Raw genomic sequence first — 24,016 nt, forward strand, 5'->3', positions numbered from 1 at the left:
CTATTGCGAAGTCGACGCGCGTTATATTGATGCGAACTCTAAATTTTAGTTGATAGGCAAAGAAAACGAAGTCCAAATGACGTGCCGATGCTTGATGGCCACATGATGTCATTCTGGTACGTCATCCACAGGCGCAAGCCTCCCGATTCCTTGCCGTGGAGAGCCTTCTAGGCTAGTCAAGGCCTATGGGACAAGAGATTTTGCCGCCCTCTGGCGGAGACGACGACAGCATCCTTCCGGTCGACCTCAAGGCTGCGCTCGAAGAGCGTTACTTGGCATATGCACTGTCGACCATCATGCACCGCGCCCTTCCTGACGTGCGCGACGGCCTGAAGCCGGTCCACCGCCGCATCATCCACGCGATGAGCGAGATGGGCATCCGGCCGAACGCCGCCTTCAAGAAATGCGCCCGTATCGTCGGTGACGTCATCGGTAAATTCCACCCGCATGGCGACCAGTCGGTCTATGATGCGCTGGTGCGTCTGGCGCAGGATTTCTCGCAGCGTTATCCGCTGGTCGACGGGCAGGGAAACTTCGGCAATATCGACGGCGACAACGCCGCCGCCTATCGTTACACCGAAGCCCGCATGACCGAAGTCACGGCGCTGCTGCTCGATGGTATCGAGCAGGACGCCGTCGATTTCCGCCCGACCTATAACGAGGAAGACGAGGAGCCGGTGGTTCTGCCGGGCTCCTTCCCGAACCTTCTGGCGAACGGTTCTTCCGGCATCGCCGTCGGCATGGCGACCTCCATCCCGTCGCACAACGTCCACGAACTCTGCGATGCGGCCCTGCATCTCATCAAGCATCCGGACGCGACGGTCGAGACGCTGGTCGAATCCTTCATTCCCGGCCCGGATTTCCCGACCGGCGGCATCATCATCGACAGCCGCGCCAGCATCGTCGAGGCCTACAAGACCGGCCGCGGCGGCTTCCGCACCCGCGCCAAGTGGGAGACCGAAGATCTTGGCCGCGGCGGCTACCAGATCATCGTCACCGAAATTCCCTTCCAGGTGCAGAAGTCGCGCCTGATCGAAAAGATTGCCGAGTTGCTGCTTGCCCGCAAGCTGCCGCTGCTCGAAGACGTGCGCGATGAATCCGCCGAGGACGTCCGCATCGTTCTGGTGCCGAAGAACCGCACCGTCGATCCGACGATCCTGATGGAATCGATGTTCAAGCTGACGGAGCTCGAAAGCCGCTTCCCGCTGAACATGAACGTTCTCTCCATGGGCCGCATTCCGCGCGTCATGGCGCTGAACGAGGTTCTCAAGGAATGGCTCGACCACCGCCGCGACGTGCTGCAGCGTCGCTCGCGCTTCCGTCTCGCCGCGATCGAAAGACGTCTCGAAATTCTCGGCGGTCTGTTGATCGCTTATCTGAATATCGACGAAGTCATCCGCATCATCCGTGAGGAAGACGAGCCGAAGCCGGTGATGGTCGCCCGCTGGGATCTGACCGAAATCCAGGTCGAAGCCATCCTCAACATGCGCCTGCGCTCGCTGCGTAAGCTCGAGGAATTCGAAATCCGCAAGGAGTTCGACGAACTCACCGCCGAAAAGGCCGGCATCGAGGCGCTGCTCGCTTCCGACGAGAAGCAGTGGCAGACCGTTGCCTGGGAAATCGGCGAGGTGAAGAAGAAGTTTGCCAAGGCGACCGAACTCGGCCGCCGCCGCACCCAGTTTGCCGATGCGCCGGAAGCCGACGAAGAGGCGATCCAGCAGGCGATGATCGAGAAGGAACCGATCACCGTCGTCGTCTCCGAAAAGGGTTGGATCCGTGCTCTCAAGGGCCACATCTCCGACACGGCATCGCTGACCTTCAAGGAAGGCGACGCGCTGAAGGTGGCGTTCCCGGCGCAGACCACAGACAAGATCCTGATCGTCACCACCGGCGGCAAGGCATTCACCCTCGGCGGCGACAAGCTGCCCGGCGGGCGCGGCCATGGCGAGCCGCTGCGCATCATGATCGATATGGACAACGACCAGGACGTGCTCACCGCCTTCGTTCACGATCCCCAGCGCAAGCAGCTGATCGTTTCGACGGCCGGCAACGGCTTCGTCGTGGCGGAAGGCGAGATGGCTGCCAATACCCGCAAGGGCAAGCAGATCATGAACGTCTCGATGCCGGATGAAACCAAGCTGATCGTTCCGGTCAGCGGCGATCACGTCGCCGTCGTCGGCGAGAACCGCAAGATGCTGGTATTCCCGCTGGCGCAGGTGCCGGAAATGGCCCGCGGCAAGGGCGTTCGCCTGCAGCGCTACAAGGATGGCGGGATCTCCGACGTCCGCTGCTTTGCGATCGATGCCGGCCTCTCCTGGGAAGACAGCGCAGGCCGTATGTTCAACAAGAACAAGGACGAGCTGGCCGAATGGCTGGCCGACCGCGCAACGGCCGGACGCACCGTTCCGAAGGGTTTCCCGCGCAGCGGCAAGTTCGCCGGCTGACATTGGTAACAATTTGGCGATCCGCCCTTGGCGGGCGGCTCGCTTCCTCTATCTCAGTTCTGTCACCAAAAACTGGGAACGGCTCCATTCCGAAAGGCGGACGGAATGGCCCCGCAAGGCAATGCCTTGCGGTGTGCTCTGAGCCCAAAACACGGAGGAAAAAATCAATGTCTGCCGCCGAAAAGATCAAACTTACCGTTACGCATAGCTACAAGGCGCCGCCGTCCGTCGTCTATGACGCCTGGCTGAATCCTGCGATCGCCAAGCGCTTCCTTTTTGCTACCGATGACGGCCATGTCATCCGCGCCGAGATCGACGCCCATGTGGGCGGCTGCTTCCTCGTCGTCGACCGGCGCCCGACCGGCGATGCCTGCCACAGCGGCATCTTCCTCGACCTTCACCGCCCGAAACGCATGGTTTTCAGCTTCTCCGTCGAAGATCACGACCACTGCACCGACCGCGTCCAGATCGACCTCGAACCGCTCGGCAGCGGCTGCCGCCTGACGCTGACGCACGAAATGTGCTCCGAATGGTCCGCTCACGAGGAAAAGACCCGCCAGGGCTGGGCACATGTGATGGAAGGGTTGGAGCGGGAGGTCGACCAGGTCGATCGGCTGGCGAGCTAGCTTTTCGCCAAAGCTGGCGCGGCGTTGTCGTTATGCAGTGCCGCGCTGCTCACGCAGAGCAGGGGCCGCCTTACTCCCCGCCACTCTCTTCCAACACCGATGGATCGAAACGCTCCCATCCGCGTGGCGTCAGATGCTCCTGCGGCTGGTAGCGGGTCTTGTAGTCCATCTTCCGCGAACCCTGCACCCAGTAGCCGAGATAGACATGGGGGAGGCCGAGGGCCTTGGTGCGCTTGACGTGGTCGAGGATCATGAAGGTGCCGAGCGAGCGGCGGTCATATTCCGGATTGAAATAGGAATAGACCATGGAGAGGCCGTCGCTCATCGTATCGGTGAGCGCTGCCGCCACCAGTTCGCCGCGCGGCCGGGTTTCGAGGCCCGAGCCTTCCTCGCGCCGGCGGTATTCGACGATTCGGGTGTTGACGTGGGTGTCCTCGACCATGATCGCATAGTCGAGCACCGTCATGTCGGACATGCCGCCCTGCTGGTGGCGGTAGTCGAGATAGCGGCGGAAGAGGGAATATTGCTCGCTCGAAGGCTGGGCCGGAAATTCCGTGGCGATCAGGTCGCTGTTATTGGCCAGCACCCGCTTCATCGATTTCGTCGGCTGGAATTCCTGCGCCAGGATGCGCACGGAAACGCAGGCGCGGCAGGCTTCGCAGGCGGGACGGTAGGCGATGTTCTGCGAGCGGCGGAAACCGCCCTGCGTCAGGATATCGTTCATTTCGGCGGCGCGGGGGCCGACGAGATGGGTAAAAACCTTGCGCTCCATCTCCTGCGGCAGATACGGGCATGCAGCCGGTGCCGTCAGATAAAACTGAGGGGATGGCGTTGACTGCGTATTCATCTGACGCGGATGGTTCCTTCGGTGACCGTCAATCTTGACAGCATGACTTAAGAATAAAAAACGTCAACAGCGCGGCCGGGTTCTCCGCGCTATCATTTTGTCGTAGCTTTTTGATATGGCGCCCCGAACCGGCCCGCAAAGGCCAGCCGGGGACTTTATTTCCGCGGTCAGGCGGTGCGGACTGTGACGGTGCCGACCAGGAAGTCGTGGATCAGGCGGCTGCGCTCGGTAAACAGGCCGACCAGAAGAATCAGCGGCGTCAGCACCGAGTTCAGGATCCAGAACAGCGCCAGGTGAACGATCGCCGTCAGGAAATCGAGCGGGCGGCCGTCGACGCGCATCATCTGGATGCCCATGGCGCGCATGCCGAGCGAGGCCTGCGCCGGACCGCCGACCGTGAGGCCGAAATAGATGCCCGCCACCAGCACGAAGAGCGCCGGATAGAGGAAGAAGCCGAGGCCGAGCGTCACGATCGACAGGAAGAACAGCACCACCGCTGCCGGAATGCACAGCAGCAGGACGATGATGTAATCCAGGATGAACGCAAATACCCGCCGGCTGAGCGTCCCGCTATAGGCGCGCCAGTCTTCCGGTGCGGCATAGACAGGGTTGGGGTTCAGGCTCATCTAGGGTCTCCTTTGTGAAACGATGCCACTGATATGGTGTCGGCGGCCGGAGATGCAATGATGCGCGCTTTTCAGCGTTTGGCGAGCGCCCGGGCGACCTCGATCGCGAAATAGGTCAGGATGCCGTCGCAGCCGGCGCGCTTGAAGGCGAGCAGCGTTTCCATCATCGCGCGCTCGCCATCGATCCAGCCGTTCATCGCCGCAGCCTTGATCTGCGAATATTCGCCCGAGACCTGATAGGCGAAGGTCGGCAGGCCGAAGGCTTCCTTCATCCGCCAGCAGATGTCGAGATAGGGCAGGCCCGGCTTGACCATCAGCATGTCGGCGCCTTCCTCGACGTCGAGTGCCGCATCGCGGATCGCCTCGGTGCCGTTGGCCGGGTCGATATAATAGGTCTTCTTATCGCCTTTCAGCAGCCCGCCGGTCGAGATCGCCTCGCGGTAGGGGCCGTAGAAGGCGGAGGCGAATTTCGTCGCGTAGCTCATGATGCCGACATTCTGGTGGCCCGCGGCATCGAGCGCCCGGCGGATGGCGCCGATGCGGCCGTCCATCATTTCCGAGGGCGAGATAATATCGGAACCGGCATCGGCCTGCATGACGGCGGCGCGCGCCACCTGCTCGACGGTCTCGTCATTGACGATCTCGCCGCCGCGCAGGATCCCGTCGTGGCCGTGGCTGGTGAAGGGATCGAGCGCCACGTCGGTGATCACGCCGATAGTGGGCACATGCTTCTTCAGCGCCATCGTCGCCTGATTGATCAAGTTGTTGGCCTCGAGGCTGTTCGAACCCGTTTCGTCGCGCAGCTCCATCTCGATATTCGGGAAGGTGGCGATCGCGGGCACGCCGAGATCGGCGGCTTCCTTGGCGGCTTCGACGAGCTTGTCGACGCTCATGCGGTTGACGCCGGGCATGGCCGGGATCGGATCGACGATGCCGCTGCCGGGCACGACGAAGACGGGCCAGATCAGGTCATCCACCGTCAGCCGGTTTTCCTGCACCAGGCGGCGCGTCCAGTCCGCCTTGCGGTTGCGGCGCATGCGGCGGTGTCCGGTGATGTCGTCGACGAGGTGGGTCTTGTCCTGCATTGTCTTGTCCCTGGCCATTCCATTTGCTGGCGCGCTCATTATCATGCCATCTTCGAAAACCAAACCGGACGATTGGCCGCGCCGGCGCGCAACGTCTGGCGAATGACCGAACGGAACCATAAAGTCCGCCCCATGGAAAATGATTCTCCGGCCCTGCCGAAGCGCACGCTGACCGACCTGATGTTCATCCTCTTCCTGAGGCTGGTGGCGATCACCTGTTTCTGGTTCGGCCTGCAATATTGGGGCATGCTGGTCGGCTATTCGCTGTTCGGCGCCGGCCGCTTCGATCTGCTCAGCCTTCCCTGGAAAGTGGCAGCCACGACGCTCGCCGTCGTCTTCCCGGTCGCCTCGCTCGGCCTGTGGCTCACGGTCTCCTGGGGACCGGTCGTCTGGGTGCTTGCGGCGGGCCTGCAGGTGCTGATGCACGGCTTCCTGCCGGAGACCTTCGGCTCCAATCATCTGATCGTCATTACCCATGTTCTGGTGGCCGCAATGTACCTGGCATTCCGCTTGGCGCTCTGGTTCGAGCGCCGCCGCCAGCGGCGTCAGGTAAGCGTTGATTTACCCTGATACAACGGGAGGTTTTCGGTAAGGTGCTGTTAAGCCTGCAGTTTAAGTAGAATTTTATTTGTATTCGATAGGGTCTGTCTCAAGGCGGGAAGAAAACCAACACCGCCAAACAAACAGTGAGGCAGTCATCATGAACACGAAAATCAAGCCGCAGGCGGTATCGAACTTCCGTGACCAGCAGGATCAGGACATCCGTGATCTTTACATGGAATCCCTTCATCTTGTTGAACGTCTTCACCGCCGTCTGCTCGACGTCATCAAGGACGAATTCGACCGTCAGGGCCGCAGCGACGTCAACGCCATCCAGGCGCTCCTGCTCTTCAATATCGGCAACTCGGAACTGACCGCCGGCGAGCTCCGCTCCCGCGGTTACTACCTGGGCTCCAACGTCTCCTACAACGTCAAGAAGCTCGTCGACCTCGGCTTCATCAACCACCAGCGCTCGCGCATCGACCGCCGCTCCGTCCGCATCAGCCTGACGGAAACCGGCACCGAGATCGCCGAGACGGTCGCCAAGCTCTACGAACGCCACATCACCTCGATCGACAAGGTCGGCGGCATCGGCACCGACGAGTTCACCCAGATGAACAAGCTCCTGCAGCGCCTCGACCGCTTCTGGAACGACAGCATCATGTACCGCCTGTAATCCCATACGCCGTTATTCCCGATGGCGTATTAGGACCTCCTTACCGGCACGACAGGGCGCTACAGTGTGTGAGAAGGCACACGGTGGCGCCTGTTGCGCGTGGTGAAGATTTTAATTAGTTGCAACAAATGGTAGCATGCCTCGCAAACAGACAAGTGAGCGCGCTTGAAGCACCATTACATTCCCCAGTTCTATCTCGAACCTTGGGTCGATCGGAACCGCGACAATAAGCTGACCGAATATCGGCGCCTCAAATACCCGCACGAGGTCTTTCCGCGTCTTGAGATTAAGCGCCGCGGCAAGATGGAAACCGGGTTTGTGGAAAACCTCTACCGTATTCCCGGTGCAACGAAGGAAACTCAACAGAACGTCGAGCGCATATTTATGGGAGCGGTTGATAAACATGCCGCCACCGCCCGCGATATGATGCTGGCCGGGAATATTCCAACTGAAGCGCGTATCCGACACGCTTGGGCGCGATTCTTGCTTTCTCTTATGATACGCGCTCCGGAAGTTGTTCACGCGTTCAAGCGCAAAGTCCGTTCGGATTTCCTCACGCCAGATCCGGGGTTTCAGGAAAAGTATAACGAACTCAAAGAGGTAGGGTGGCCTCCCACTCTCGAAGAGTACATGCTCCAGCGGAGCCCCAAAATGCCTGAGCGTCAGGCAGTTATGGTAATAACGAGGCTGATCCAAAACGAAAATGTCCTACGTCTCATGATGCAGGCACGATGGCGGCTTCTGGATACGTCATCAAAGCAACGAAAACTCCTGACGTCCGACCACCCGCTGATTATGACGAACGGCCTCGGTCGACCCGATGGTCACTTTGCTTTGCCGATAAGTCCAACTTTGATTTTCATCGGCTTCATGAACAATCAGATCGCAGACCACATCCAGAAAATGGCGGTCGGTCGCCTAATTAGGCAGATCAATGAGGTCGTGATCGGACAGGGCAGGCGATCTGTATATGCGTTTGACGAAGAAAGTACGCGCGAGGTCAAGAGAACGATGGGCAAGCGGGACTACATGTCCCCGCTTCCGCGCAGTATGATGGGCGATGAGGTGAAGCCGTAGTTTGCCGAGCCCACTCACCGCCAGCGTGTCATCTTTGCAACGCATGCCTGCCAAGCGTAATCGCCTGTATTCAGGCCGTTTTTTAGCCGCTATTAACCAGCACCGTTTACGGATTGCTATGGTTTGATGCGTGCCGTCTCCTACCGCTGGTAGGTGCCCGGAAGGGCAGGCGACACGAATTGGCCATATTGGTATGGCAGCGGAAATGCACAGCAGACGGCGCCCTCGAACAGCAGTTCACGCATTCACGCTTCCGGCTCGCAATCTTGTGATGGCTGGACGCGGAAAATCGGTGATGCGCCGCAGAACGGAATGATAGTGGTCTGCGTTATCGCGCAGTGACTCGCAAAGCCCGCGGTTTTCCTCTCAGAGCTGCGGCATTCAGTGGTTGGGACTATGTCGAAGAAAAACGGAATTGAAGCTCTCTCGCGCCGCGCATTTCTTGCCTCCGCGGCAACGTTCGGCGTCAGCGCACTGGCCGCCCCGGCATTGGCGCAGACGGCCGTCGATGCGCTGATCAATGCGCCTCAACGCGGCGACTGGGACGATCAGTTCGATGCCAAGGCCGCATCGCGCACCGCAAACGCCATCGTTTCCAATACCCCGATCCTCGGACCGCAGTCCGTTTCCAGCATGCAGCAGGCGATCGCCCAGTATCAGCAGATCGCCTCTGCCGGCGGCTGGCCGACCGTCAATCCGCCGGCCGATCAGCGCCTGCAGATCGGCGTCAACGACCAGTCGGTCCAGGCGCTGCGCCAGCGTCTCTTCGCCACCGGCGATCTTCCGCAGGAAGCCGGCATGTCGTCCTCGTTCGACTCCTATGTCGACGGTGCGGTCAAGCGCTTCCAGGCCCGCCACGGCCTTCCGTCTGATGGCGTCATCGGCGAATTCACGCTGAAGGCGATGAACATCCCGGTCGATGTGCGCCTGCAGCAGCTGAACACCAACCTGATCCGCCTGCAGACCTTCCCCGAAGAGCTCGGCCGCCGTCACGTCATGGTCAACATTCCGGCCGCTTACGTCGAAGCCGTTCAGGATGGCAGCGTCGCGACCCGCCATAACGCGATCGTCGGCCGTCTGAGCCGCCCGACGCACCTCGTCAATTCGAAGATCTACGAAGTCATCCTCAATCCGTACTGGACGGCTCCGCGCTCGATCGTCGAAAAGGACATCGTGCCGCTGATGCGCAAGGACCCGACCTACCTGACGCGCAACAACATTCGCCTAATCGACGGCAAGGGCAGCGAAGTCGCGCCTGAAACCATCGACTGGAATGCCGAAAAGGCACCGAACCTGACCTTCCGCCAGGACCCGGGCAAGATCAACGCCATGGCGTCGACGAAGATCAACTTCTACAACAAGAACGGCGAGTACATGCACGACACGCCGCAGCAGGGCCTGTTCAACAAGCTCATGCGCTTCGAATCCTCGGGCTGCGTGCGCGTCCAGAACGTCCGCGACCTGACGACTTGGCTGCTCGGCGAGACCCCCGGCTGGCCGCGCCAGCAGATGGAACAGGTCATCGCCAGCCGCGTCAACACGCCGATCAAGCTCGCCGAAGAAGTGCCGGTCTATTTCGTCTACATCTCCGCCTGGGGCATGCCCGACGGCATCGTCCAGTTCCGCGACGACATCTACCAGATGGACGGCAATGCCGAACTGGCGCTGGATACCACGGCAACGACGGAGCAGCCGGTTCAGTAGGGGCTGGTTCTCTTTGAGTTTGGAAAGGCCGCGCGGATTGCGCGGCCTTTTTTGTTTGGCAAGACCTTTCCTCCCTCATCCCTGTGCTCTTAGGGCTACGCCCAAGGGATGTCACAGGGATCCAGCGCACCCAAGTCCTTGGGTGCAGAAGACACTTCCTCTTGGCTTATGAGTCATTCACCGCGCAGACGCGCGGTGGCCTGGATTCCTGTGACGAGCACAGGAATGAGGGAGGGAGGTCACCCCGCGCGTAGATTGCCCAGCAAATGTCGTTCTTCGTATTGCTCTGGCGCAAACGGAAGGCTAAAGCTGCGGCCATTCCAGTTGAGGAGCCCGCCCATGACCAATGCTTCCACTCAGACCTTCTTCAATCGCAATCTGGCCGATACCGATCCGGAGATCTTCGGCGCGATCGAAAAGGAGCTCGGCCGTCAGCGGCACGAGATCGAACTCATCGCCTCGGAAAACATCGTTTCGCGCGCGGTGCTGGAAGCCCAAGGCTCCATCATGACCAACAAGTATGCCGAAGGCTATCCGGGCAAGCGCTATTACGGCGGCTGCCAGTATGTCGATATCGCCGAAGAACTGGCAATCGAGCGTGCAAAGAAGCTCTTCGGCGTCAACTTCGCCAACGTTCAGCCGAACTCCGGTTCGCAGATGAACCAGGCCGTGTTCCTGGCGCTCTTGCAGCCGGGCGACACCTTCATGGGTCTCGACCTGAACTCGGGCGGTCACCTGACGCATGGTTCTCCTGTCAACATGTCCGGCAAGTGGTTCAACGTCGTTTCCTACGGCGTTCGCGAAGGCGATAACCTGCTCGATATGGACGACGTTGCCGAGAAGGCGCGCACCCACAAGCCGAAGCTGATCATCGCCGGCGGCACCGCTTACTCCCGTATCTGGGACTGGAAGCGCTTCCGCGAGATCGCCGATGAAGTCGGCGCCTACCTGATGGTCGACATGGCCCATATCGCCGGTCTCGTTGCCGGTGGCCAGCATCCGTCGCCGTTCCCGCACTGCCATGTCGCCACGACCACGACCCACAAGTCGCTCCGCGGCCCGCGCGGCGGCGTCATCCTGACGAACGAGGAAGATCTGGCGAAGAAGTTCAATTCGGCCGTCTTCCCGGGTCTCCAGGGCGGTCCGCTGATGCACATCATCGCTGCCAAGGCCGTTGCCTTCAAGGAAGCGCTGCAGCCGGAATTCAAGGATTACGCAGCCCAGATCGTCAAGAACGCCAAGGCGCTTGCCGAAACTCTGATCGCAGGCGGCCTCGACGTCGTCTCCGGCGGCACCGACAACCACCTGATGCTCGTCGACCTTCGCAAGAAGAACGCCACCGGCAAGCGCGCCGAAGCAGCCCTCGGCCGCGCCTACATCACCTGCAACAAGAACGGCATCCCGTTCGACCCTGAAAAGCCGTTCGTCACCTCGGGCGTCCGCCTCGGCGCGCCTGCCGGCACGACCCGCGGCTTCAAGGAAGCCGAGTTCAAGGAAATCGGCAACCTGATCGTCGAGGTTCTCGACGGCCTGAAGGCTGCCAATTCCGACGAGGGCAATGCCGCTGTCGAAGGCGCCGTGCGGGATAAGGTGGTGAACCTCACCAACCGCTTCCCAATGTACGACTACATCGGCTAAGGATAGCGCATGCGCTGCCCATTCTGCGGATCGGAAGACACACAGGTCAAGGATTCACGCCCGGCGGAGGACAACACGTCCATCCGCCGCAGGCGTATCTGTCCCGATTGCGGCGGCCGCTTCACGACCTTCGAGCGCGTGCAGCTGCGCGAGCTGATGGTCGTCAAGAAGACCGGCCGCAAGGTGCCCTTCGACCGCGACAAGCTGGTGCGCTCCTTCGAGATCGCATTGCGCAAACGCCCGGTCGATCGCGACCGCATCGAACGCGCCGTCTCCGGCATTGTCCGGCGTCTGGAAAGCTCCGGTGAGGTCGAGATCGGTTCGGAGGCCATCGGTCTTCAGGTTCTCGAAGCGCTGAAGAGCCTGGATGACGTCGGCTTCGTCCGCTATGCATCGGTCTATCGCGATTTCTCGCATGCCGAGGATTTCGAGAAGGTGATTTCCGAGATCAACGCCAAGATCGGCCGCGATACTTTGGACAGTTGAGCGATGACATCAGCATCAGACGATGAACGTTACATGGCCGAGGCTATCCGCCTCGGCCTTTTGCATCTTGGGCAAACCTCCACCAACCCCTCCGTCGGCTGCGTCGTCGTCAAGGATGGCGAGATCGTCGGCCGCGGCACGACGGCTGTTGGCGGCCGCCCGCATGCCGAGCCGCAGGCGCTGGCCGAGGCCGGCGCGAGGGCGGAGGGCGCCACCGCCTATGTGACGCTCGAGCCTTGCTCGCATTTCGGCAAGACGCCGCCCTGCGCCAACGCGCTGATCGCCGCGGGCGTCTCCCGCGTCGTCATCAGCGTCACCGATCCCGATGAGCGCGTCTCCGGCCGCGGCATCGGCATGCTGCGCGATGCCGGGATCGAGGTCGATACCGGCGTGCTCGAGGAAGAGGGCAGGCGCTCGCTCGCCGGCTATCTCACCCGGCAGACGAAGAAGCGGCCCTATGTGACTCTCAAACTTGCAGTTTCCGCCGACGGCATGATCGGCCGTGCGGGCGAGGGGCAGGTGGCGATCACCGGGCCCGCGGCGCGCGCCGAGGTGCAGAAATTGCGCGCGCAGTCGGATGCCATTCTCGTCGGCATCGGCACGGCGATTGCCGATGATCCGGAACTGACGGTGCGGATTGCGGGGCAGGAGGATCGCTCGCCGGTGCGGATTGTGCTCGATCCGGCATTGTCGCTGCCGGTGACGGGCAAGCTGGCGCAAACGGCGCGGCAGGTGCCGGTGATCGTTGTGGCGCGTGAGGATGTTTCGGATATGGGGGCTGTCGAGGGTTCACCCCCCTCGGCCGTGCCGGGCATCTCCTCGGAGATCGACCCGCGGACGGCATCTCCCCAAGCAACAGATGTTGTAACGAGCGGCTCCCCCCAGCCAATCTCCCCCCGTGTGGGGGAGATGGCCGGCAGGGCAGAGGGGGGTACCCCACCCACCAACGCCGAAGATGATCTCGACTCCCGCCGCACCGCCCTCGAAGCCCTCGGCGTCGAAGTCCTCTACTGCAATCCTTACCACCCGGAAGTCCTGCTCCCGGCACTCGCCTCCCGCGGCATTTCCTCGTTGATCGTCGAAGGTGGCGCCAGGACGGCAAAGCTCTTCCTCGATGCCGGTCTCGTCGATCGCATCCAGCTCTATCAGGGCGATGTGGTGATCGGCGCCGGTGGTATTGAATCGCCGGTCACGAAGACCGATATGCCATCCGGTTTCGCCCACAGGGGCACATTTTCATTCGGCTCCGACCGGATGGACGAATACGAAAGAGAGCTTTGATGTTCACCGGCATTGTCACTGATATGGGCACGATCGAATCCGTTTCCCCGATGAACGAGGGCGTCAAGCTGCGCGTTGCCACGAGCTACGATCCGGCGACCATCGATATGGGCGCCTCGATCTCGCATGCCGGCGTCTGCCTGACGGTCACCGGCCTGCCGGACGAAGGCAGCAACGGCCGCTGGTTCGAAGTCGAAGCCTGGGAGGAGGCGCTGCGGCTGACGACGATTGCCGGCTGGAAGGCCGGAAGCCGCATCAATCTCGAGCGCTCGCTGAAGATCGGCGACGAGCTCGGTGGCCATATCGTCTCCGGCCATGTCGACGGCAAGGCGGAAATCCTCTCGGTGACGGCCGAAGGCGACGCAACGCGCTATCGCCTGCGCGCGCCGGAACATCTGGCAAAATTCGTGGCGCCGAAGGGCTCGGTCGCTCTCGATGGCACCTCGCTGACGGTCAATGCCGTCGAAGGCACGGATTTCGACGTGCTGCTGATCCGCCACACGCTCGAGGTCACGACCTGGGGCGAGCGCAAGGCAGGCGACTTCGTCAATTTCGAAGTCGATACCATGGCCCGCTACGCGGCTAGGCTTGCCGAGTTCCCCGCCGCGAAAACAGAATGATCTCGCCGTTGTAATCGGTGCGGGTGACCTCGCGGAAACCGAGCTTTCCCGCAAGGCGGATCGACGGCGCGTTTACCGGCGAGATGATGCAGGTCATCTCCATCTCGGGAAAGCGCTGCTCGGCCCAGGCGAACATCGCTTGCAGCGCTTCGCTCGCATAGCCGCGGCCATGGAAAGACGGCGAGAGCGCCCAGCCGGTTTCCAGCGTCCCCTCGATCGACGGCGTCATCTCGCGTCGGGTTTCGAGAAAGCCGCATTCGCCGACGAAGCGGCCGCTTTCCTTTTCCTCGATTGCCAGAAAGCCGAAGCCCATATGGTGCCACATGCCGGTGGCGCGCAGCAGCCGCGCCCAGGTCTGTTCGCGCGTGCTCGGCACGCCGGTGATGTGACGCACCACGTCCTCGTCAGCCCAGAAGGTGACGTAGGCCTCGAAATCAGTCTTCCGGTGCGGGCGCAGGATCAGGCGCTCCGTCTCGATCGTTGGAATATTCAGCATTGAAAATCGCTTTCTGTCTTATGCGCCGGGTTCGTTGTGCCAGTAGTCGAGGCTCTCGTCCGAGCGGCCGATAACCCGGAAGCTCGGATAGCCGCCATCCTTGCGGGTCTTCGCCAGGAACTTGCCGGAATCGGGATATTCGACGATCTCCGTCGGCGACATGGTGGAGACGCCGATATAGATCAGCGGTTCCGTCCCCGTATTGAGGATCTGATGCGCGGTTTCGGGGCCTCCGGCCGGCGCGCCGAGAACCGATCCCTTCGCAATCGCATGCCGCTCGGTGCCGAAGCGGTATTCGCCGCTGCCCGAAAGCACGATGAACAGCTCGTCTTCGACATGATGATTGTGGAACGGACAGCCCGACTTGCCTGGAGGCACTTCATTATAGCTGACGCCGAGATTGGAAAGGCCGAGAAGCTTGCCGAAAGAAATGTCGGTGCCTTCGTAAAGCGTGCCCTGCGTCCAGTGCTCGAGTTCGAGCGTGGAGGGGTCAATCACCGGCTTGGTTGTTTCTGATGGCATGTCTCGTCTCCCTTTTGGGGCGCAACAGACCATCATTCGCATGCAATTTTCAAGAGTAGGGACGCGAGAAATGGACGGGCGGCGCGTGAGGAACGCGCCGCCCGTCTGCTGTTAATCGGTATAGATCGTGATGCTGCCATCCGCCGCCTGTTCGGCGTTGATGACATTGCTGACGCTGACGCCCTGATCCGCGAGCTTGCGGGTGAGGCTCTTGTTGGCGTCGATCGAGGCCTGGATCTGATGGACTTCCTGGGCGTCGCGTACCGGGGCCGAACGTGGGCCGAACTGGTCCATGCTGTCGATATTGCGCCAGTCCTGATATTGCTGGACGGCGAAGTCGTTGCCCTGGAACGTACGCAAGGTGTGCTCGATCCCGGAGGCGGAGTTCATACTCAGGTTTTCCGCACGGCTGACGCCGACGAAGGCGAGAGAGGAGAAAGCGGAAACGATGGCAATCTTAGCAACGCGGTTCATGGTAGTGTCCTTTCATCTGCTCTGACGGTCGGCTGTCGTGCAGGGGATCGTCTGCGTTACGAGAAAGGAATTGGGGCGCAAAACCTCTCCCTTCAATGGGCTAAGTCACTGAAATCGCGTTAATTATTCTTCACGTTTGCTGCCTTCTTTTCGCCATGATCGAGGCGGCCGGAGACCGTCCTTGATGCAGTGCAGCATAACCTGCCGCTATATGCTTGCAGTGATTTCAGGATTTGCATTTCAGCCATGATCGGAATTTGCTTGCCATTCGTGCGTAGGCGTGTTTTGACCGCGGCCTGCTGCACGGCTGAACTCTCTAAAACCGAAGGTGAACCATGGCCCGGGATGATGCTCCCCATATTTTGATCGTCGAAGCACGCTTCTACGATGACATGGCTGACGCCCTTCTCGATGGCGCGACCCACGCGCTGAAGGAAGCCGGTGCCACGTTCGACGTCGTCACCGTTCCCGGTGCGCTCGAAATTCCGCCGGCCATTGCCATGGCGCTCGACGGGGCAGACAATGGCGGCGTGCTGTATGACGGCTTTGTCGCCCTCGGCATGGTCATTCGCGGCGAGACCTATCATTTCGATATCGTCTCCAACGAATCCTCGCGTGCAATAATGGATCTGGCGGTCAGCGAGTCCCTTGCCATCGGCAACGGCATCCTGACGGTCGAAAATGACGAGCAGGCTTGGGCGCGCGCCCGCCGCTCGGACAAGGACAAGGGCGGCTTTGCTGCCCGCGCAGCTCTCACGATGATCGAGCTGAAGAAGAAACTGGGTGGGCTTGAATGACCAACGAAACTCCGGAGCGCCAGGTAAAGTCGGCAAATCAGCGGGGCGCTGCGCGTCTCGCTGCCGTACAGGCGCTCTATCAGATGGATATCGGCGGCACCGGCGTGCTGGAAATCGTCGCCGAATATGAGGCCCATCGCCTCGGCCAGGAAATTGACGGCGAGACCTATCTGAAGGCCGATCCGTCCTGGTTCCGCTCGATCGTATCGGGCGTCGTGCGCGAACAGCGCCGCCTCGATCCGCTGATCGCCTCTGCCCTGCAGGACGACTGGGCGCTGTCGCGTCTCGACAGCACGGTCCGCGCCATCCTGCGCGCCGGCGTCTTCGAACTGACCGATCGCAAGGACGTTCCCGTCGCCGTCATCGTCACGGAATATATGGAAATCGCCCAGGCCTTCTTCGAAGACGACGAGCCGAAGCTGGTGAATGCCGTTCTCGACCGCATTGCCAAGCAGGTACGCGGCGACACCAGGAAGTAAGCTTCCTCCGTCCTCCATCGGACCAAATCGCTCAATCCATTGTGCTGCAAGGGTTTTAGGCCCTTGCGGTCTTGACGTCGTGTTTTCCACCAAGCAATCTCCGCACGCAAAGCTAGAGCGTTTCTGAGGAGAGAAGACGATTCGGCTGCTTGCGTGGCCGGGCGGAGGAGTGTTCCGGCACTTTTGGAGGAAAGAGCGAAATGACCATTCTTTTATGCGTAATCGCATGCGGTCTGCTCTCGGTGGTCTATGCCATCTGGGCAACCCGTTCGGTGCTGGCCGCCGATCAGGGCAATAGCCGCATGCAGGAGATCGCGGGCTATATCCGCGAGGGCGCGCAGGCCTACCTCACGCGTCAGTACAAGACCATTGCCATTGTCGGCATCGTTGTTTTCATTGCAGCATGGCTGCTTCTCTCCGGCACGGCCGCGATCGGTTTCCTGATCGGCGCCGTACTTTCCGGTGCCGCCGGTTTCATCGGCATGCACGTTTCGGTCCGCGCCAATGTGCGCACGGCCCAGGCTGCTTCCCACAGCCTCTCGGCCGGTCTCGACATCGCCTTCAAGTCGGGCGCCATCACCGGCATGCTCGTTGCCGGTCTGGCGCTGCTCGGCGTCTCTATCTACTATTACATCCTGACCGGCGTGCTCGGTCATGACACCGGCTCGCGTGAAGTCATCGATGCGCTGGTCGCACTTGGCTTCGGCGCCTCGCTGATCTCGATCTTCGCCCGTCTCGGCGGCGGTATCTTCACCAAGGGCGCAGACGTCGGCGGCGACCTCGTCGGCAAGGTGGAAGCCGGTATTCCGGAAGACGATCCGCGCAACCCGGCAACCATCGCCGATAACGTCGGCGACAATGTCGGCGACTGCGCAGGCATGGCGGCCGACCTTTTCGAAACCTATGCGGTCTCGGTTGTCGCCACCATGGTTCTCGCGGCGATCTTCTTTGCCGGTGCACCGATCCTGCAATCGGCGATGATCTATCCGCTGGCGATCTGCGGCGTCTGCATCATCACCTCGATCATCGGCACCTTCTTCGTCAAGCTCGGCTCGAACGGCTCGATCATGGGCGCTCTCTACAAGGGCCTCATCGTCACCGGTCTGCTGTCGATCATCGGCCTTGGTGCAGCAACCTCGCTGACCGTCGGCTGGGGTTCGCTGGGCATGGTCGCCGGGCATGACATTACCGGCACGAACCTCTTCATCTGCGGTCTCGTCGGCCTCGTCGTCACCGCGCTGATCGTCGTCATCACTGAATACTATACCGGCACAGGCAAGCGCCCGGTCGTCTCGATCGCCCAGGCATCGGTCACCGGTCACGGCACCAACGTCATCCAGGGCCTCGCGGTCTCGCTGGAATCGACGGCGTTGCCGGCGGTCGTCATCGTCGGCGGTATTCTGGCTACCTTCCAGCTCGGCGGCCTGTTCGGCACCGGCATTGCGGTGACCGCAATGCTCGGCCTTGCCGGCATGATCGTCGCGCTCGATGCCTTCGGGCCGGTTACGGACAATGCCGGCGGTATCGCCGAAATGTCCCACCTGCCGCCGGAAGTGCGCAAGTCGACCGACGCGCTCGATGCCGTCGGCAACACGACGAAGGCCGTCACCAAGGGCTACGCGATCGGTTCTGCCGGTCTCGGTGCTCTGGTGCTCTTCGCCGCCTATTCGAACGACCTGCAGTATTTCGCGGCTCACGGCGACCAGTATCCGTACTTTGCGGGCATCGGCACGATCTCCTTCGATCTGTCGAACCCCTATGTCGTCGCCGGCCTGCTGTTCGGCGGTCTGATCCCGTATCTGTTCGGCGGTATCGCCATGACCGCCGTCGGCCGTGCGGCCGGCGCGATCGTCGAGGAAGTGCGCAAGCAGTTCCGCGAGAAGCCGGGCATCATGCAGGGAACCGAAAAGCCGGATTACGGCCGCGCCGTCGATCTGCTGACCAAGGCGGCGATCCGCGAGATGATCATCCCGTCGCTGCTGCCGGTGCTGGCGCCGATCGTCGTCTATTTCGGCGTGCTGCTGATCTCGGGCTCAAAGGCCTCGGCCTTCGCCGCCCTCGGTGCCTCGCTGCTCGGCGTGATCATCAACGGCCTCTTCGTCGCCATCTCGATGACCTCGGGCGGCGGTGCATGGGACAATGCCAAGAAGTCCTTCGAAGACGGCTTCGTCGACAAGGACGGCAATCGTCACATGAAGGGTTCGGAAGCCCACAAGGCATCCGTCACCGGCGATACCGTCGGCGATCCCTACAAGGATACCGCCGGTCCGGCCGTCAACCCGGCGATCAAGATCACCAATATCGTTGCTCTCCTGCTGCTCGCGGTTCTCGCCGGCATGTAAGGGAAGGGCAGGGCTGAAACGAAGAAACCCGCCGGATCGCTCCGGCGGGTTTCTTTATTGTCTGATGCGTTCCAGTGCTTACTGGATGCTGGCCGGGTTCTGCGGGTTGCCCTGCGGCGTGCCGAACAGGCTCTTTGCCGCGCTGCCCGCGCCGCCCTGGAGGACCTGCTGAAGGAAGGTCAGTTCGCGGCCGCCGGTCGGCGTTACGCGCGAGATCGTGTCGAACACCTTGCCGTCCTGCAGCGTGTAGTTGGCGCGGCGTGCCACGACACCGTCCTTGTCGAAATAGATGGCGAGAACGCTCTGATCGACCACCCTGAGCTTTTGGTAGGCGATCGAGCGCGTGCGCTTCTGCGAGATGTAATAGAAGACTTCGTTGTCGAAGGTCGCCGTCGTCGAGGGCGTGCCGAGCGACAGGAGAACCTGTTCGCGGCTCGAACCTTCGGGTACGAGGTTCAACGATTCCTGATCGACGACATAGCCGCCGTTCAGCACGGTGCCGGTCTGGCAACCGGTAAGTCCTGCTGAGGCAATCATGATGGCAATGGCCGCGCTGCTGAAGAACTTTACGTCAGACTTGAAATACCGTTTCTTCAACGACATCTACTCCCCTTGAGTATCGGTAGGCGGCTTTTGACCATGCGAAGCACCGCTGATGCAAAACCTTTGTGGCCTTTCCGGGGTCGAATTCTCCCAATTCGCCGCGTCGCTGCCCTGAAAGGGCGCTGTCCCGAAAGTGGCCACCTTCGGCATTGCAATTCGCGCCTGCTTCGGTAAACCAGCTTTCGAATTCATGCAACACGGCCCACGCAACTCCGCGTGAAGAATGAGGCATTTCCGGAAAAAACAATGATCTTCGGGCTCTTTCGTAAGAAAAACAACAATCAGGCGATCGTCGAACGGCAGTATTCGACGCTGACGTCGGCCGCCCGCACGCCCGGGTTCTACGAAAGCATGGATGTGCCCGACACCGTCATGGGCCGCTTCGAGATGCTTTCGCTGGTGATGATCCTGTTCTTCCGCCGCACGCGGGCCTCCGGCACCAGCGGCCAGGAGATCGCCCAGGAGATCGTCGATGCCTTCTTTCAGGATATCGACTATTCGATCCGCGAGCTCGGCATCGGCGACAACAGCGTGCCGAAGCGCATGAAGAAGCTTGCGGGCATGTTCTACGGCCGCCTCGAAGCCTATTCCAAGGCGATGGATGCCGGTGACAGCGAAGCACTGTCCACGGCGCTGTCGCGCAACATTCACCCGAAGGCGGAAGCTCCGGCCGACATGAGCGCGCTCGCCGGCTGGATGTTCAAGGCCGAAGCGGCACTCTCGGAGCAGTCCGAGGATCAGATAGCGACCGGCTCGGCGACGCTGCCGGACGCGGCCTGAGGAGGAAGACATGAAACATCAGGACGACGCCATTCCCTTTTCCTATCTGGTAAAGGTCGGCCATATCTCGGCCAATCCCGTCGAGGTGCGCCTAGAAGCCGACGAGAAGGAGCGCAAGGCGCTCGCCGAGAGCTGGAACATTCTCTCCGTCGATGAGCTGCGCGCCGAGCTACAGGTCAATCGCTGGAAGAAGGACGGCATCCGCGTCAAGGGCAGGGTGCATGCGCGTATCGTGCAGGCCTGTGTCGTGACGCTCGAGCCGGTCATCTCGGATATCGACGAGCCCTTCGAGCAGATCTTCGTGCCGGAAAATTCCAAGCTTGCCCGCCGCCCGGCCAATGATGCCGGCGAGATGGTGCTCGATCCCGATGGTCCGGATCTGCCGGAGCCCTTCACCGGCGACAGCATCGATGCCGGCGCCGTGGTGACCGAATTCGCCGCGATGGCGATCGATCCCTATCCGCGCAAACCCGGCATCGAATTCAACGGGCATATCGAGGACGATGGCCAGAACGACAAGAAGCCGTCGCCATTCGCTGCGCTCAAGGACTGGAAGAAGGACTGAATACCCGTTGGGTATTTGACACAATTCAGTTGTAAGCGATGGGAAAACCGGTATTTTGGCCGAAATTTCGCCTCCCCCGGCGAAAAAGAAGGATCAGGGACGCGTGATCAGAATTTCTCTCGACCTCATGGGCGGCGACTTTGGTCCCCAGGTTGTCATCCCAGGTGCCGCCAAGGCGTTGGAGCGGCATCCGGATATTTCCTTCGTTTTCTACGGGTTGAAGGAAGAGTGCGAGCCCGTTCTCGCCAAATTCCCCAAAGTCGCAGCCAAGTCGGTCTTCCATGACTGCGAGGTTGCCGTGCGCATGGATGAGAAGCCGAGCCAGGCACTTCGCCGCGGCCGCTACGTCTCCAGCATGTGGCGCACCATCGAAGCCGTGAAGTCCGGCGATGCCGACGTTGCGGTGTCGGCAGGCAATACCGGCGCGCTGATGGCGATGTCGAAATTCTGTCTGCGCACCATGGCCAATATCGAACGCCCGGCGATCGCCGGCATCTGGCCGACCCTGCGCGGCGAGAGCATCGTTCTCGATATCGGCGCGACGATCGGCGCGGATTCGCAGCAGCTGATGGATTTCGCCCTGATGGGCGGCGCCATGGCTCGCGCGCTTTTCGAGATCGAGCGCCCGACCATCGGCCTGCTCAATGTCGGCGTCGAAGAGATCAAGGGTCAGGAAGAGGTCAAGGAAGCGGGCCGCCTGCTTCGCGAAGCCAATCTTGATTCGCTCGAATATTCCGGCTTCGTCGAAGGCGACGATATCGGCAAGGGTACGGTCGACGTCGTTGTCACCGAAGGTTTCTCCGGTAATATCGCGCTGAAGGCCGCCGAAGGCACGGCAAAGCAGATCGGCACCTATCTGCGTGCCGCGATGTCGCGCACGCTGATGGCCAAGATCGGCTATCTGCTGGCGAAAAGCGCTTTCGACATGCTGCGCGAGAAGATGGACCCGAGCAAGGTCAATGGCGGCGTGTTCCTCGGCCTGAACGGCATCGTCATCAAGAGCCATGGCGGCGCCAATGCCGAAGGTATCGCAGCCGCGATCGAAGTCGGTTACGACATGGCCAAGAATGGCCTCAATCAGAAAATAGAAAACGATCTCAAGAAATATCATGCCAAGCGGCAGCCGCCCATCGGGCCGGAAGCTGCGTGAGCGACGGGGTTTAGCAAGAATGATCCGTTCAGTGGTTCGCGGGTTCGGAGCCGCACTTCCGAAACGCGTAATGACCAACCGCGACATGGAAGATGTCGTTGACACGTCGGACGAGTGGATCGTCCAGCGTACCGGCATCCGCCAGCGCTATGTCGCAGGCGAGGGCGAGACGACGTCGTCGCTCGGCGAGCAGGCCGCACGCGCAGCACTCGATAATGCCGGCCTGACGCCCGCCGATATCGATCTGATCATCTGTGCGACCTCGACGCCCGACAACACCTTCCCGGCAACGGCGGTGAACATCCAGAACCGTCTCGGCATGAGCCATGGCTTCGCCTTCGACGTTCAGGCCGTCTGCACCGGCTTCGTCTATGCCGTCACCACGGCTGACGCCTATATCCGCGGCGGTCTCGCCAAGCGCGTTCTCGTCATCGGCGCGGAGACCTTCTCGCGCATTCTCGACTGGAACGACCGCACCACCTGCGTGCTCTTCGGCGATGGCGCCGGCGCGCTGGTTCTCGAAGCCTCCGAAGGCGAGGGCAAGACCTCGGATCGCGGCGTTCTGACCGCGCATCTGCGCTCCGACGGCTCGCACAAGGACAAGCTCTTCGTCGATGGCGGCCCGTCGAGCACCGGCACCGTCGGCAAGCTGCGCATGGAAGGCCGCGAAGTCTTCAAATATGCGGTCGGCATGATCACGGACGTCATCCAGGCGGCTTTCGACGCCACCGGCACGACGTCTGACGATCTCGATTGGCTGGTCCCCCACCAGGCAAATCGACGCATCATCGACGGTTCGGCCAAGAAGCTGAACATCGCCCCAGAAAAGGTCGTCATCACCGTCGATCTGCATGGCAACACCTCGGCGGCTTCCATTCCGCTGGCGCTTGCCGTTGCAGCCGGTGACGGACGCATCAAGAAGGGCGACCTCGTCATGCTCGAGGCCATGGGCGGCGGCTTCACCTGGGGCGCCGTGCTGCTGCGCTGGTAGTGCTGCAAATCGCAAAAAACTGACGACGAACAAGAGCTTGACCGTAAGGCGCAAGACAAATAGTCTTTGCTCGCTTTCATAAGATATTTTGCAGCTTGGGCGGGGAAACCATGACCGGAAAGACAGTGACGCGAGCAGACCTGGCGGAATCAGTTTTCCGGAAGGTTGGTCTCTCTCGAACAGAGTCCGCCGAACTCGTCGAAACCGTCATTGACGAAATCTGCAACGCCATCGTCCGTGGAGAGACGGTCAAGCTTTCCTCCTTCGCGACCTTCCAGGTGCGCGACAAGAACGAGCGTATCGGCCGCAACCCGAAGACCGGCGAAGAAGTGCCGATCTCGCCGCGCCGCGTCATGACCTTCAAGGCGTCGAACGTCCTGAAGACCCGGATTCTCAAGGCTCACACGCTGCGCAAGGTCAAGCAGAAGCCCGCAAATCCGGCCTCCTGAGCCCGTTTCATCGGCTCTGCCTAATCGATAAATCATTGATGTCATTGCCCGCGAACTGTGGGAACCCGAAGACGTGACTTGAATTCGGCGGTTCAAACCGTTGAAATATGATGAGTCGCGGATTGGACCGCCACCGAGGTCGCGTAGGGAGTAGGACGTTGGACAAGAGCCCTGATGCTTTTCGAACCATCAGCGAAGTTGCGGATGATCTTGATCTGCCGCAGCACGTCTTGCGCTTCTGGGAAACTCGTTTTCCGCAGATAAAGCCGATGAAGCGTGGCGGCGGACGCCGTTATTATCGCCCTGAAGATGTGGATCTGCTGAAGGGCATCCGTCATCTGCTCTATGATCACGGCTACACGATCAAGGGCGTGCAGAAGCTGCTGAAGACCAACGGCAACAAGTTTGTCGTCTCCGTCGCCCATGGCGATCTCGCTAGCGTCGAGGCGCTGGCGGCGAGTTCCAAGGATGGCGGCGGCTCTTCGTCCTCCGAACCCCGTGTCAGCATGGCCGATGAAGACCAGCTCGTCGGCCGCGCCAAGGCGCCAATCACCCGCCGCTTCTTCAATTTCGTTGCCGGCGAGGATGAGCAGGGCGAAGTCTCGATCGGCAAGTCGAGCGTCGGCAAGGAAGACCGCGCGCTGCTCCAGGAAGCGCTCTACGACCTCCTGGAATGCAAGCGCCTGCTCGACCAGGTACGCTGACTGAAGTCGCTTTT

At 61.1% G+C, this 24,016-nt stretch carries 25 protein-coding genes and 1 pseudogene; 19 read left to right on the forward strand and 7 right to left on the reverse strand.

Annotation, left to right across the window (positions count from 1 at the left end; genetic code table 11):
* The first annotated feature begins 185 nt into the window (after positions 1-185).
* Together parC and ACEN84_RS15850 are read left to right on the forward strand one after the other, a co-directional pair.
* A complete protein-coding gene (gene parC / locus ACEN84_RS15845) occupies positions 186-2,444 on the forward strand; it encodes a DNA topoisomerase IV subunit A (RefSeq protein ID WP_112718771.1) in 2,259 nt (752 codons plus the stop codon).
* A 167-nt stretch (positions 2,445-2,611) separates the two neighbouring features.
* A complete protein-coding gene (locus ACEN84_RS15850; RefSeq protein ID WP_413709226.1) occupies positions 2,612-3,070 on the forward strand; it encodes an SRPBCC family protein in 459 nt (152 codons plus the stop codon).
* A 70-nt stretch (positions 3,071-3,140) separates the two neighbouring features.
* Here ACEN84_RS15850 and ACEN84_RS15855 read toward each other — a convergent pair whose 3' ends face one another.
* From ACEN84_RS15855 to hemB, 3 genes are all read right to left on the reverse strand, one after another.
* Entirely contained in the window at positions 3,141-3,917 is a 777-nt protein-coding gene (locus ACEN84_RS15855; RefSeq protein WP_413709227.1) for an arginyltransferase, read from the reverse strand.
* Positions 3,918-4,084: 167 nt separating this feature from the next.
* Positions 4,085-4,543 (reverse strand): RDD family protein, encoded by a 459-nt coding sequence (locus ACEN84_RS15860; RefSeq protein WP_199628801.1) that lies wholly within the window; start codon positions 4,541-4,543, stop codon positions 4,085-4,087.
* Between the two features lie 71 nt (positions 4,544-4,614).
* Complete coding sequence (gene hemB / locus ACEN84_RS15865) at positions 4,615-5,628, reverse strand: porphobilinogen synthase (protein WP_413709228.1); 1,014 nt, start codon at positions 5,626-5,628, stop codon at positions 4,615-4,617.
* Between the two features lie 132 nt (positions 5,629-5,760).
* Between hemB and ACEN84_RS15870 the strand changes: the two genes are divergently transcribed.
* From ACEN84_RS15870 to ACEN84_RS15905, 8 genes are all read left to right on the forward strand, one after another.
* Entirely contained in the window at positions 5,761-6,198 is a 438-nt protein-coding gene (locus ACEN84_RS15870) for a DUF6163 family protein (RefSeq protein WP_413709229.1), read from the forward strand.
* 130 nt (positions 6,199-6,328) lie between these two features.
* Complete coding sequence (ldtR, locus tag ACEN84_RS15875; RefSeq protein WP_112389587.1) at positions 6,329-6,844, forward strand: transcriptional regulator LdtR; 516 nt, start codon at positions 6,329-6,331, stop codon at positions 6,842-6,844.
* Between the two features lie 165 nt (positions 6,845-7,009).
* Positions 7,010-7,921, forward strand: coding sequence for a DUF4238 domain-containing protein (locus tag ACEN84_RS15880; protein WP_413709230.1), 912 nt, complete (start codon positions 7,010-7,012; stop codon positions 7,919-7,921).
* Between the two features lie 396 nt (positions 7,922-8,317).
* Positions 8,318-9,625, forward strand: a complete 1,308-nt coding sequence (locus ACEN84_RS15885) for a L,D-transpeptidase family protein (protein WP_413709231.1) — start codon at positions 8,318-8,320, stop codon at positions 9,623-9,625.
* 339 nt (positions 9,626-9,964) lie between these two features.
* Positions 9,965-11,263 carry a serine hydroxymethyltransferase gene (gene glyA, locus ACEN84_RS15890; RefSeq protein WP_112718762.1) on the forward strand — a complete coding sequence of 433 codons (1,299 nt, stop codon included), beginning with the start codon at positions 9,965-9,967 and terminating at the stop codon, positions 11,261-11,263.
* 9 nt (positions 11,264-11,272) lie between these two features.
* A complete protein-coding gene (nrdR, locus tag ACEN84_RS15895) occupies positions 11,273-11,749 on the forward strand; it encodes a transcriptional regulator NrdR (protein WP_112718761.1) in 477 nt (158 codons plus the stop codon).
* A gap of 3 nt (positions 11,750-11,752) precedes the next feature.
* Positions 11,753-13,030: a bifunctional diaminohydroxyphosphoribosylaminopyrimidine deaminase/5-amino-6-(5-phosphoribosylamino)uracil reductase RibD gene (gene ribD / locus ACEN84_RS15900; RefSeq protein ID WP_413709232.1), complete on the forward strand. Its 1,278-nt coding sequence runs from the start codon at positions 11,753-11,755 to the stop codon at positions 13,028-13,030.
* The gene (locus ACEN84_RS15905; protein WP_130282716.1) at positions 13,030-13,650 is read left to right on the forward strand and encodes a riboflavin synthase; all 621 of its coding nucleotides are present in this window, start codon (positions 13,030-13,032) and stop codon (positions 13,648-13,650) included. Before ribD ends, ACEN84_RS15905 begins: the two co-directional genes overlap by 1 nt.
* On the opposite strand, the gene ACEN84_RS15910 is transcribed toward ACEN84_RS15905, so the two are convergent.
* The 3 genes from ACEN84_RS15910 to ACEN84_RS15920 all read right to left on the reverse strand — a co-directional run bounded on the left by ACEN84_RS15910 (position 13,613) and on the right by ACEN84_RS15920 (position 15,142).
* Entirely contained in the window at positions 13,613-14,146 is a 534-nt protein-coding gene (locus ACEN84_RS15910) for a GNAT family N-acetyltransferase (RefSeq protein WP_413709233.1), read from the reverse strand. The two genes, ACEN84_RS15905 and ACEN84_RS15910, sit on opposite strands and share 38 nt — an antisense overlap.
* 18 nt (positions 14,147-14,164) lie before the next feature.
* Positions 14,165-14,668 carry a cupin domain-containing protein gene (locus tag ACEN84_RS15915; RefSeq protein WP_413709234.1) on the reverse strand — a complete coding sequence of 168 codons (504 nt, stop codon included), beginning with the start codon at positions 14,666-14,668 and terminating at the stop codon, positions 14,165-14,167.
* A gap of 111 nt (positions 14,669-14,779) precedes the next feature.
* Complete coding sequence (locus ACEN84_RS15920; protein WP_112718756.1) at positions 14,780-15,142, reverse strand: hypothetical protein; 363 nt, start codon at positions 15,140-15,142, stop codon at positions 14,780-14,782.
* A gap of 335 nt (positions 15,143-15,477) precedes the next feature.
* On the opposite strand from ACEN84_RS15920, the gene ribH reads away from it, so the two are divergent.
* From ribH to ACEN84_RS15935, 3 genes are all read left to right on the forward strand, one after another.
* The gene (gene ribH, locus ACEN84_RS15925; protein ID WP_112718755.1) at positions 15,478-15,939 is read left to right on the forward strand and encodes a 6,7-dimethyl-8-ribityllumazine synthase; all 462 of its coding nucleotides are present in this window, start codon (positions 15,478-15,480) and stop codon (positions 15,937-15,939) included.
* Positions 15,936-16,418, forward strand: a complete 483-nt coding sequence (gene nusB / locus ACEN84_RS15930) for a transcription antitermination factor NusB (RefSeq protein ID WP_112718754.1) — start codon at positions 15,936-15,938, stop codon at positions 16,416-16,418. The genes ribH and nusB overlap by 4 nt, the downstream gene beginning before the upstream one ends.
* 200 nt (positions 16,419-16,618) lie before the next feature.
* Positions 16,619-18,760, forward strand: coding sequence for a sodium-translocating pyrophosphatase (locus tag ACEN84_RS15935; RefSeq protein WP_199628792.1), 2,142 nt, complete (start codon positions 16,619-16,621; stop codon positions 18,758-18,760).
* Positions 18,761-18,838: 78 nt separating this feature from the next.
* Here ACEN84_RS15935 and ACEN84_RS15940 read toward each other — a convergent pair whose 3' ends face one another.
* Positions 18,839-19,363 carry an outer membrane protein assembly factor BamE gene (locus ACEN84_RS15940; RefSeq protein ID WP_112718752.1) on the reverse strand — a complete coding sequence of 175 codons (525 nt, stop codon included), beginning with the start codon at positions 19,361-19,363 and terminating at the stop codon, positions 18,839-18,841.
* Positions 19,364-19,553: 190 nt separating this feature from the next.
* On the opposite strand from ACEN84_RS15940, the pseudogene ACEN84_RS15945 reads away from it, so the two are divergent.
* From ACEN84_RS15945 to ACEN84_RS15970, 6 genes and pseudogenes are all read left to right on the forward strand, one after another.
* A pseudogene (locus ACEN84_RS15945) lies at positions 19,554-20,143 on the forward strand (ubiquinol-cytochrome C chaperone family protein).
* A 10-nt stretch (positions 20,144-20,153) separates the two neighbouring features.
* Positions 20,154-20,708 carry a YceD family protein gene (locus ACEN84_RS15950; protein ID WP_112718750.1) on the forward strand — a complete coding sequence of 185 codons (555 nt, stop codon included), beginning with the start codon at positions 20,154-20,156 and terminating at the stop codon, positions 20,706-20,708.
* Positions 20,709-20,811: 103 nt separating this feature from the next.
* Complete coding sequence (plsX, locus tag ACEN84_RS15955) at positions 20,812-21,858, forward strand: phosphate acyltransferase PlsX (protein ID WP_112718828.1); 1,047 nt, start codon at positions 20,812-20,814, stop codon at positions 21,856-21,858.
* Positions 21,859-21,877: 19 nt separating this feature from the next.
* On the forward strand, positions 21,878-22,849 hold the full coding sequence (locus tag ACEN84_RS15960; protein ID WP_112718749.1) for a beta-ketoacyl-ACP synthase III: 972 nt from the start codon (positions 21,878-21,880) through the stop codon (positions 22,847-22,849).
* 110 nt (positions 22,850-22,959) lie between these two features.
* The gene (locus ACEN84_RS15965) at positions 22,960-23,298 is read left to right on the forward strand and encodes an integration host factor subunit alpha (RefSeq protein WP_112718748.1); all 339 of its coding nucleotides are present in this window, start codon (positions 22,960-22,962) and stop codon (positions 23,296-23,298) included.
* 110 nt (positions 23,299-23,408) lie between these two features.
* Positions 23,409-24,002, forward strand: a complete 594-nt coding sequence (locus ACEN84_RS15970) for a MerR family transcriptional regulator (protein WP_112718747.1) — start codon at positions 23,409-23,411, stop codon at positions 24,000-24,002.
* The last annotated feature ends 14 nt before the right edge of the window (positions 24,003-24,016 follow it).

It is taken from the genome of Rhizobium sp. Rhizsp82, assembly GCF_047325115.1.
Taxonomy (GTDB): Bacteria; Pseudomonadota; Alphaproteobacteria; order Rhizobiales; family Rhizobiaceae; genus Rhizobium.

What these genes read in the sequence shown, in the direction of transcription:
- ACEN84_RS15885 (WP_413709231.1), top strand. Translation starts at nt 8,318, where the DNA reads ATGTCGAAGAAAAACGGAATTGAAGCTCTCTCGCGCCGCGCATTTCTT.
- glyA (WP_112718762.1), top strand. Translation starts at nt 9,965, where the DNA reads ATGACCAATGCTTCCACTCAGACCTTCTTCAATCGCAATCTGGCCGAT.
- hemB (WP_413709228.1), bottom strand. Translation starts at nt 5,628, where the DNA reads ATGCAGGACAAGACCCACCTCGTCGACGACATCACCGGACACCGCCGC.
- ACEN84_RS15855 (WP_413709227.1), bottom strand. Translation starts at nt 3,917, where the DNA reads ATGAATACGCAGTCAACGCCATCCCCTCAGTTTTATCTGACGGCACCG.
- ldtR (WP_112389587.1), top strand. Translation starts at nt 6,329, where the DNA reads ATGAACACGAAAATCAAGCCGCAGGCGGTATCGAACTTCCGTGACCAG.
- nusB (WP_112718754.1), top strand. Translation starts at nt 15,936, where the DNA reads ATGACCAACGAAACTCCGGAGCGCCAGGTAAAGTCGGCAAATCAGCGG.
- ACEN84_RS15940 (WP_112718752.1), bottom strand. Translation starts at nt 19,363, where the DNA reads ATGTCGTTGAAGAAACGGTATTTCAAGTCTGACGTAAAGTTCTTCAGC.
- ACEN84_RS15850 (WP_413709226.1), top strand. Translation starts at nt 2,612, where the DNA reads ATGTCTGCCGCCGAAAAGATCAAACTTACCGTTACGCATAGCTACAAG.
- parC (WP_112718771.1), top strand. Translation starts at nt 186, where the DNA reads ATGGGACAAGAGATTTTGCCGCCCTCTGGCGGAGACGACGACAGCATC.
- ACEN84_RS15960 (WP_112718749.1), top strand. Translation starts at nt 21,878, where the DNA reads ATGATCCGTTCAGTGGTTCGCGGGTTCGGAGCCGCACTTCCGAAACGC.
- ribD (WP_413709232.1), top strand. Translation starts at nt 11,753, where the DNA reads ATGACATCAGCATCAGACGATGAACGTTACATGGCCGAGGCTATCCGC.
- ACEN84_RS15935 (WP_199628792.1), top strand. Translation starts at nt 16,619, where the DNA reads ATGACCATTCTTTTATGCGTAATCGCATGCGGTCTGCTCTCGGTGGTC.
- ACEN84_RS15920 (WP_112718756.1), bottom strand. Translation starts at nt 15,142, where the DNA reads ATGAACCGCGTTGCTAAGATTGCCATCGTTTCCGCTTTCTCCTCTCTC.
- ACEN84_RS15910 (WP_413709233.1), bottom strand. Translation starts at nt 14,146, where the DNA reads ATGCTGAATATTCCAACGATCGAGACGGAGCGCCTGATCCTGCGCCCG.
- ACEN84_RS15870 (WP_413709229.1), top strand. Translation starts at nt 5,761, where the DNA reads ATGGAAAATGATTCTCCGGCCCTGCCGAAGCGCACGCTGACCGACCTG.
- ACEN84_RS15950 (WP_112718750.1), top strand. Translation starts at nt 20,154, where the DNA reads ATGAAACATCAGGACGACGCCATTCCCTTTTCCTATCTGGTAAAGGTC.
- ACEN84_RS15970 (WP_112718747.1), top strand. Translation starts at nt 23,409, where the DNA reads ATGAGTCGCGGATTGGACCGCCACCGAGGTCGCGTAGGGAGTAGGACG.
- ribH (WP_112718755.1), top strand. Translation starts at nt 15,478, where the DNA reads ATGGCCCGGGATGATGCTCCCCATATTTTGATCGTCGAAGCACGCTTC.
- ACEN84_RS15965 (WP_112718748.1), top strand. Translation starts at nt 22,960, where the DNA reads ATGACCGGAAAGACAGTGACGCGAGCAGACCTGGCGGAATCAGTTTTC.
- ACEN84_RS15915 (WP_413709234.1), bottom strand. Translation starts at nt 14,668, where the DNA reads ATGCCATCAGAAACAACCAAGCCGGTGATTGACCCCTCCACGCTCGAA.
- ACEN84_RS15905 (WP_130282716.1), top strand. Translation starts at nt 13,030, where the DNA reads ATGTTCACCGGCATTGTCACTGATATGGGCACGATCGAATCCGTTTCC.
- nrdR (WP_112718761.1), top strand. Translation starts at nt 11,273, where the DNA reads ATGCGCTGCCCATTCTGCGGATCGGAAGACACACAGGTCAAGGATTCA.
- ACEN84_RS15860 (WP_199628801.1), bottom strand. Translation starts at nt 4,543, where the DNA reads ATGAGCCTGAACCCCAACCCTGTCTATGCCGCACCGGAAGACTGGCGC.